This window comes from Bartonella sp. TT119HLJHH, from assembly GCF_042193385.1.
In the GTDB taxonomy this organism is placed as follows: Bacteria; Pseudomonadota; Alphaproteobacteria; order Rhizobiales; family Rhizobiaceae; genus Bartonella.
Genome location: NZ_JBHILS010000023.1, coordinates 1 through 9259, shown reverse-complemented (window position 1 = coordinate 9259; position 9259 = coordinate 1). Strand labels below are relative to the sequence as shown.

At 39.0% G+C, this 9259-nt stretch carries 2 protein-coding genes; both read right to left on the bottom strand.

What is annotated here, in order from left to right; genetic code table 11:
- Positions 1-2702, bottom strand: a 2702-nt coding sequence (locus tag ACFIJL_RS08060; protein WP_375624099.1) for an autotransporter outer membrane beta-barrel domain-containing protein, incomplete at its 3' end; no start/stop codon positions are given.
- Positions 2703-3342: 640 nt separating this feature from the next.
- Positions 3343-8601 carry an autotransporter outer membrane beta-barrel domain-containing protein gene (locus tag ACFIJL_RS08055; RefSeq protein WP_375624097.1) on the bottom strand — a complete coding sequence of 1753 codons (5259 nt, stop codon included), beginning with the start codon at positions 8599-8601 and terminating at the stop codon, positions 3343-3345.
- Positions 8602-9259: the final 658 nt, after the last annotated feature.

Genomic DNA, 9259 nt, shown 5'->3' with positions numbered 1-9259 from the left:
AAGAGGTTTTGTGCAATATCGGCGTTGCCTTGGCTTGAGTCTGGTCCATAGGCACGTAGTGTATACATATCTGGTAAGCCACCTCTTGTGGTATAGCCATTTACCAGTTTGAAAGAGTTTTCCTCTGCTTTTCCAGAGACTTGAATAAGTGAAAGACCACGGACATTGGCAGCAGCAGAGGTATTTGCTTCGATATTGTTCTCTTCTAAGCGCCCCGTGACATAAACTGATGTGTTGCCAGAGACATCCCCATGGATCAAAAGCCTATCGGTTTTTTGGTCATTTATTGCAGCACCATCACTCCAAGCCGTGTTGAAGTAAATCTTTGCATCACCCGTTGCATTGTAGACTTCTTGCGTGTCTGGTTTACCAGAACCTATATGCAATGTTTGGTAATGATCTTCTGTTGGTCCATTAAAGATAATGGAGCTGTTATCGAGATTAAGCTTGGAAATATCAGAACGAGATCTTTGAGCGATATCAAGGAGATTGCCATCATCATCTTTTTCGTTTTTGCTAATTTTCAACGTCCATGTTGTATTGTTTTTCAGATCAAAGTGCACATTTCTGTCTTTAGCAATATTTGCTCTGCCCTCTAAAATAGACTGATCTGCGCTTAATGTGAAGGTGCCGTTGGAGATCGTTTTAACCTCTTTACCATCCCACAAATCTTTATCTTTCCATGATGTTTTGTCCCAAAAAATACCATCTCCTAATAATACGTCAGCATGGACTTCTGATTTTTTAAGATTGACTGTGCCGATTGATGGAGCAGCAGCATCTTCGATGCTTTTTTCAACAACAGTTCTAACGAAAATTCCTGTACCATTTTCAGCATGAAGCTCTGCATTGGTCAGATTGATCTCATTACTATGATATTTTTGTGGATCATGCGAGCTATTCGGATTATTATCGGAGAAAGTTGCGAATTGTAAACCGGCAACTTCTGCTGTGGCAGAAACATCTGTCAGATCAATATGTCCGCCATTTATTACAACCAGTGCAGCCATTTTTGCTTCTATTGTATTTTTCTTCCCCTTCTGAGGAGTATCGGATTGGGTATCTAGGCTTTTAGAATTAGTATCAATAGCACGATTGCTCGTTTTAATTGTGCTACCTTCAATGACAAAAAGACCAACATCAACATTTTGAATGGTTGTTTTGCCATTGAATTCAACTATACTATCGGCATCCCAAATGTTTACACCAACGGTTGCTGCTTCGGACTCACCACCGGTTATTGTTAAATCTCCGCTAATGATTTGACTTCCACCGTCTGCATAAAAACCTTCATCGACATTTTGAATGGTTGTTTTGCCGGTTAACTGAATTTCACTACCAGAATCCTCTGTCCGTACACCAGTGCTTATTTTGCCGAGATTTTCATTAATTGCTTTACCACCGACTACTGTTAAATTTTCGCTGGTAATTTTGCCACCATTTATTGCTCTAAGACCCTTCAAAATATTATTAATCGTTGCCGTTCCGTGCAATTCAATTCTGCTATCAGGACCAAGTGCAAGTGCACCGGTTCCCGCGTCATTCGTTGTTAAAGCTATATCCGTGACATCAATCTGTCCACCATTTCGTGCCTCAAGCCCATGTGTGAATTTTTCAATGGTTGTTTTTCCATTTAGTTCGATCTTGCTGTTAGGCAGGTCAACTCCTACACCAGTGCTTTCTTCTTTTGCTCCAGAACCGATGAGTGTTAAATTTTCGCTGGTGATTTTACCACCATCAAATGCTCCAAGACCGTTCAAAGCATTGTTAATCTTTGTATTACCTTTTAATTCAACTATGCTATCAGAACCAAGTGCAAGTGCACCGGTTCCTTTGCCATCTGTTGTTAGAGTAACATCCGTAATTTCAATACGTCCACCATTTTTTGTAAGTAATACGCTTTCATATCCATTCAAACTTCCTCCTATAACAGTTCCTCCTATGACAGCCCCTCCTTTCATTGTGATCTTGGATTCTATACCATCTGCATGGAGTCCAGTACCATTAGATGATGCGACTGTAACATTGTTGTTTAAAGTAATGATGCTGCCATTTTGAGCAGATATTGCTGTATTTTTTGCACGAAATGATCCTCCAGAGATTGTTATTGTCGAGTGATCATCTGCAAATATGCCTTTTAGTGCTTGTGTTACGGTTACATTGTTCAAGGTTACTGTGCTGTTTTTAGCACTTATTCCTAAGGATAGTGAACTGTTATCGTTTTCACTCGATATTACCACGTCTTCCAGCTTGTTTTTTTTACTCTTACTGTCAGAAAAGGAAGCACCAGTGCTAGATAAAATGCCAGATGAGGAGGCCTCCATTCCAGAATATGTAATTGTTCCCTTAGTCATTTGAAGTGTAGCACCGTCTTTGGCTTCAAGGCCTAAGAAAATACCAGAACCAGTGCCTTTAATGGTTGTGCCATCCAGTAACTCAATCGCACTGTCAGCACCTTCTGCTGTTACAGCATAGACGGTTTGGTTTGTGCCTTGGTTTATATCTTTATTCGTAACAATGGTTAAATGTTTTCCAATGATTTTGCCACCGTCTTTTGCGTGAATAGTTTCGTAGGTTTTATCGGATACTTCTTGTTGTTTTCCCTCAGAAACTACGAGGGTTTCAGCATGTGCACTGAACTGGATGTTGAACAGGATGATAGCGGCTGCAGCTGTGCATGATAAAAGGGATGTTTTATACACTAGTATTCTCCTTATGATAGCCCCCAAATATTCATTTCCCCGCGAACTTCATAAGAAGAAGTGAAAATGGATAGTTGTTATTAATTTCAGTAATTGTTTTTATTTGGTAAGACATTTTTGGTTTTTTGTCAAAATTAAAAAATAATTGATATTAATTATGTCTAATACAAAATGTATTTATAATGGATTTTATTTAAAGAATTATAATTTTGAATATTATTATTCAGAGAAATATTGTGAGATACTGATATAGTGGTACCATAACATCTTTTACCTGATGGTAGATGACGCAAATTGGGGTTATGAGGGAACAAAAAAGGATGTAGAAGAAGCTAGTAAAAAAGCTAACTTACTTGGGCTTAAAGTGGGCTTTCATCTTTCAACACAGTGGTATTAATTTATTTCTAATAGACTTCTCTTTTTTTCAAAGTAGGAAGTACTCTTCATTCACTGGGGATAGAAGTGCTCTGTTGCGTTTGTTGTGTCTTGTCTTGGGGATTTTCGTAAAGAACTAAGTATAAAGAGGGAAGGGTGCTTTAAAAGGAAAAAGGATGACTTTAATGTACAAAAAAGGCAGTATATTGTGCTGCCCTTTTTGTTAAATTGAATAGAATGAATAGGCTATTTTTACAGCCTTGATTTAAAACTGATAGCGTATGCCACCTGAAAAGCTTGCACCACTTATACCAGTTTTCTGAAGCTTTTGTCGATAGCTTACATCAGCGTAAAGAGAGAAATTGTGAGACAGTTGTGCATTGATGCCAACGCCGCCCTCAATTGCTGTTCCCATGGGATCAAGGTCAAAATCTCTGCCAATCTGGATGGTACCATCATCACCAAAGGTTTTGATCAAGTTTGCTTTTCCATAGAAGGAAATGGCAGGACCATTTTCAGTGGTCATAATGGTTTTGGTTAAACGTCCACCAACACGGATCAACCATTGAGAAGGATTGTTCATATCAATTTTTAAATTATCAGCATCTTCAATGGTATCAAACATCAAATGTTGATAAGCAAGTTGTATTTGGGGCTCGAAGGTTAAACCTTCCATTCCGGTAGAAAATTGTTTGCCAACGGTGGTGGAAATACTCAACATTTTTACATTGTTCAATTTCGCGGTTTTACCAATGATAGCATTGGTGATATCGCCCTTTATTATCCCATAGGATAAAAGCGTATCGATATAGAAACCACTGTCATGTTGTACACTACCATAGGCAGTGAGAGACCATTTATCTAGGGTGCTTTTACTTGCATCCTGCATCTCTTTTGGAGTGAAAGACAGCTGCCCATAGGTGCCTAAAAGACCAAGATGTGTAGTAGTTCTGTGCCCTTCTAACGTAGTCAATGCAACCCCACCTTGTATAGCAGCGTAGCGAATATCAGCACCATAACCATATTTAAGGGGACCGCGTTTCGAGGATAAGGTTCCTGTACCCCCATAGGTAGAGAGGAAGAAACTGTTTTTTAGATTTTTCTGCTCTCCCAAGACTGTTGTTCTCATATTGGCTAAAAGTGCATTTTGCTTGGCCATATCGGCCAATCCAGTATAAAAGAGGGCATTTGGCATAACCAAATAGCTTGCCATTTGTGGTACAACTGCTCTTACTTTTGAATCGGGGTCAAGAAATTCAGGCTGCAAGCGGAAGTCCCAGAAATCTTTATCCTTTTCATCGAATAAGTTTTGGTTAGCATTGGCCTTGCCATAACTTGATACTGGTCCATAGGAAGTTAGCGTATATTTATAAGGAGTTCCTCCTATGGTGGTATAGCCATTTTTCAATTTAAAGGAGTCTTCTTTTGCTTCTCCAGAAACTTGAATAAGTGAAAGTCCACCTATATTTGAAGGAGGAGAAGCATTTTCTACACTCTCTTTATCCCCTGAAACACTTTTGACATAAACTGTTGTGGTGCCTGCTACATCACCGTGAATGAGAAGCCTATCGGTTTTTTGTGCATCTATTGCAACACCATCAGTCCATATAGCGTTGAAATGAATTTCTGCCTCACCAAAGGCATTATAGACTGCTAGAATGGTTGGTATTCCAGATCCTACATGCAATGTATGATAATGATCTTCTACCGGTCCATTAAAAACAATAGAACTATCATTAAGATTGAGCACAGAAATATCAGAACGTGACCTTTGAGCAATAGCAAGCAGTTTTCCGTCATCATCGGTTTCTTTTGTACTGGTTTTCAATATCCATGTTGTCTTGTTTGTCAAATCAAAGCGTACAGTTCTGTTTTCTGCAATTTTTGCTCTTCCCTTTAATACCGAGTGATTAGCATTTAGTGTAAAAGCAAAATTATTTTCTTTAGTTGAAGCTTTTGCTGCTAATAAAATATCGGCACTGATTTCTGAATTTTTGAGATTGGCTATACCGATTGATTGGTCTGCGTTAATTCCAATACTATTTTCAGTGCGAATCTTTGTATTTGTCAAGTTGATTTCTAAGGCGTTATCGTCCTCGGATTTATCAAATGTTATGCCACTGTTTTCTGCTGTTGCAGAAACATTTGTTACATCAATATATCCGCTATTTTTTACAACAAATGCTGATCCTTTTGCTGCTACGGTCCCTCCATTCATTTTAATCGTGCCACCGTTTTCTGCATAAAGTCCGATGAAAGTATTGCTAATCGCTGTATTTCCATGCAATTCAATTAAGCTGTAAGGATTGCTGGCAGCTGCACCGTATCCGTTGCCATCCATTGTTGTTAGAGCAACGTCTGTGACCTTAATATGTCCACCGTTCATTGCAAACAATGCCATGGTTTTCGCAGTTACTGTTCCACCAGTCATTATGATTGTGCCACTATTTTCTGCATCAAGTCCGGTTACAGCATTATCAATAGTTGTCTTCCCATACAATTCAATTAAGCTATTAGGATCGGTGGTAGCTGCACCGTATCCGTTACCATACATCGTTGTTAGAGCAACATCTGTGACCTTAATATGCCCACCGTTTTTTGCAAACACTGCCATGTTTGCAGCGGTTACAGTTCCTCCCGTCATTGTGATTGCACCACTATTTTCTGCATTAAGCCCGATGAAAGCATTATTAATTGTTGTCTTTCCATGCAATTCGATCAAGCTATCAGGATCGGTGGTCGCTGCGCCATAGTTACCATTTATTGTTGTTAGAGCAACATCTGTGACTTTAATATGCCCACCGCTTTTTGCAAGCAATGCCATGTTTGCAGCGGTTACAGTTCCTCCCGTCATTGTGATTGCACCACTGTTTTCTGCATTGAGCCCGATGAAAGCATTATTAATCGTTGTCTTTCCATCCAATTCAATCAAGCTTTCAGGATCGGAGGTAGCTGCTCCGTATCCGTTACCATACATCGTTGTTAGAGCAACATCTGTGAGCTTAATATGTCCCCCGCTTTTTGCAAGCAATGCCATGTTTGTTGCGGTTACAGTTCCACCTGCCATTGTGATAGTACCACTATTTTCTGTATAAAGTCCGATGAAAGCATTATTAATCGTTGTCTTTCCATCCAATTCAATCAAGCTTTCAGGATCGGAGGTAGCTGCTCCGTATCCGTTGCCATACATCGTTGTTAGAGTAACATCTGTGAGCTTAATATGTCCCCCGCTTTTTGCAAGCAATGCCATGTTTGTTGCGGTTACAGTTCCACCCGCCATTGTGATAGTACCACTATTTTCTGTATTAAGCCCGATGAAAGCATTATCAATTATTGTCTTTCCATATAATTCAATCAAGCTGTCAGGATCAGTGGTAGCTGCACCGTATCCGTTGCCATCCATTGTTGTTAGAGCAACATCTGTGACCTTAATATGTCCACCGTTTGCTGCAAACAGTGCCATGTTTGTTGCGGTTACAGTTCCATCCGCCATTGTGATAGTACCACTATTTTCTGTATAAAGTCCGATGAAAGCATTATTAATTGTTGTCTTTCCATGCAATTCAATCAAGCTGTTAGGATCGCTTGTCGCGGCACCGTATCCGTTGCCATCCATTGTTGTTAGAGCAACATCTGTGACCTTAATATGTCCACCGCTTTTTGTAAGTACTGCCGCGCTTTTCCCAGTTACAGTTCCACCCGCCATTGAGATAGTACCACTATTTTCTGTATAAAGTCCGATGAGAGCATTATTAATTGTTGTGTTCCCATCCAATTCAATTAAGCTTTCAGGATCGGTGGAAGCTGCACCGTTTCCGTTTCCGTCCATCGTTGTTAGAGAAACATCTGTGACCTTAATATATCCACCGTTCATGGTAAACAATGCTGCACTTTTTGCAGTTACAGCTCCTCCCGTCATTATGATGACACCATTGTTTTCCGCATCAAGTCCATTTATAGCATTATTAATCGTTGTCTCCCCATCCAATTCAATAAAGCTGTAAGGATCGGTGGAAGCTGCCCCGTATCCGTTTCCGTCCATCGTTGTTAGAGCAACATCTGTGACCTTAATATATCCACCTTTTTGTGCAAATAATGCTCTGTTTCCCGCAGTCACTGTCCCTCCCATCATTATGATGGTAGAGAATAAACCGTCTGCATAGAGTCCATCACCATCAGATGATGTAACTTGAACGCTGCCTTCTTTACTATTGGCTAAAGTAATGAAGCTGCCGTTCATTACGTATAGCCCTGTGTGTTCTCCATCAAATGCTCCTCCTAATATCGTTACTTGTGAACCATCTTCTGCCGATATGCTGGTGTCTGCTTGCGTAATGGTTACATTTTCTAAAGTGAGATGACTTCCGGCAAAGGCCGTTATTCCTGTGTATAAAAACTCTTCTTTTTCATTTTCTAATTCACTTTCCCATCCAGGGTCTAATTCATTGTCCGATGTTTTTACATTTTCTAGCTTGTCTTGATCACTTATGCTGGTATTTGCATAAGTAATGGTTACATTTTCTAACTTGTTTTTATCGCTTTTACTCTCATTGAAGAACGCACCAGTTTCAAAAGCCGTAATGGTTCCTCCAGTCATTGTGATTGTGCTACCGTTTGTTGCATAAAGCCCAATTACAGCGTCATTAATTACCGTATTTCCGTGCAGTTCAATTGTGCTGTCAACATCATTGGCTATTGCACCGATTCCGGTGCCATCTTTTTTTAAAGTAACATCTGTGACGTTAATATGTCCGCCATTTTCTGCAAGTAATGCTGTATTTTCTACAGTGACTGCTCCTCCTATCATTGTGATTGTGGATTGTGCACCATTTGCATAGAGTCCGTCACCATGGGATGATGTAACTTGAACACTGCCTTTTTTATTATCGCCTAATTCACTATAGGTTAAAGTAATAGCGCTGCCTTCCGTAGCAGATATTCCTTTGAGTTCTCCATCAAATGCTCCTCCTAAAATCGTTATTTCAGAATGATCATTTGCAAATATACTGGTGTTTGCTTGTGTAACCGTTACGTTTTCTAAAGTAACTTTGCTTTTGTTGTCGGCATTTATTCCCTTGTCCATGAAGTGGTCATCTTTACCGCTTGATATTGTTACACCTTCCAGCTTGTTTTTATCATTCATACTGTTTTCGAAGAAAGCGCCAATTTCAGAAACCGTAATAATGCCTCCAGTCATTTTGATTGTAGCACCATCTTTTGCATTAAGACCGAGACGAATGTCAAAATCAGTTCCTTTAATGGCTGTGTCTTGCAGTAATGTAATCGTACTGCCAAAACCTTCAGCTGTTACAGCGTAAATATCCGTGTCTTTATTCCCAACCACAGTTAAATGTGTGCCAGTAATTTCCCCGTTGTCTTTCGCATTAATAATCTCATACGTTGTGTTAGATACTTCTTTTTTCTCGCCGGAAACTTCAAGAGTTTCAGCATGTACATTGAGATGGGTGTTGAATAGCATGACAGCTATGACAGCCGTGCAGGATAAAAGGGACTTTTTACACATCAAGATTTTCCTAAATTATAAGTGCCCCACACTCTTCCCCCGCTTATAAGAAGGATATCAAATGGATGGGTATTTTAGAGATGGAACGTGAATAGGCGATTTTTATTTTTATGTAAAGTATAAAATAAATCATACATTTAACATATAATGTTTTATACTTAAATTCATTTAGTATTAAATGAATACATTATGTTAATATTATATAAGTATTATAAGTTTTTCTATTCAAGATATGTGTTATGCTTGCATAAAACTTGTTGCTTATGCTTAAAGAAAAGGAGTAGGCAAGAAAATTTCAAAAAACTGTATGCTTGAGCCTGATAGAGATCTCTTTCAACATCATGAAACCAAAGACGATACCATAGCTTTCATGTTTTTCTTGAATACGGTTACGATAAAATAGCGCTCATTGATTTTTCAATCGACTTTTAGTTTTTTTCAAGGGATATTTTTACTAGTTAAAAGCGCGATATTTTATTGTCTTGAGTTTTTTAACTAATTTTCTTAAAGAAAAATGTTGGCGGTGTGTACTGGTAGAAAAGAATAGGGGAGAGATAAAAAGGCAGCATATTGTGCTGCCCTTTTTGTTAATGCATAGAAAAGAAATACGCTGTTTTGACAGTTTTGTTTTAAAACTGATAGCGTATGCCACCTGAAA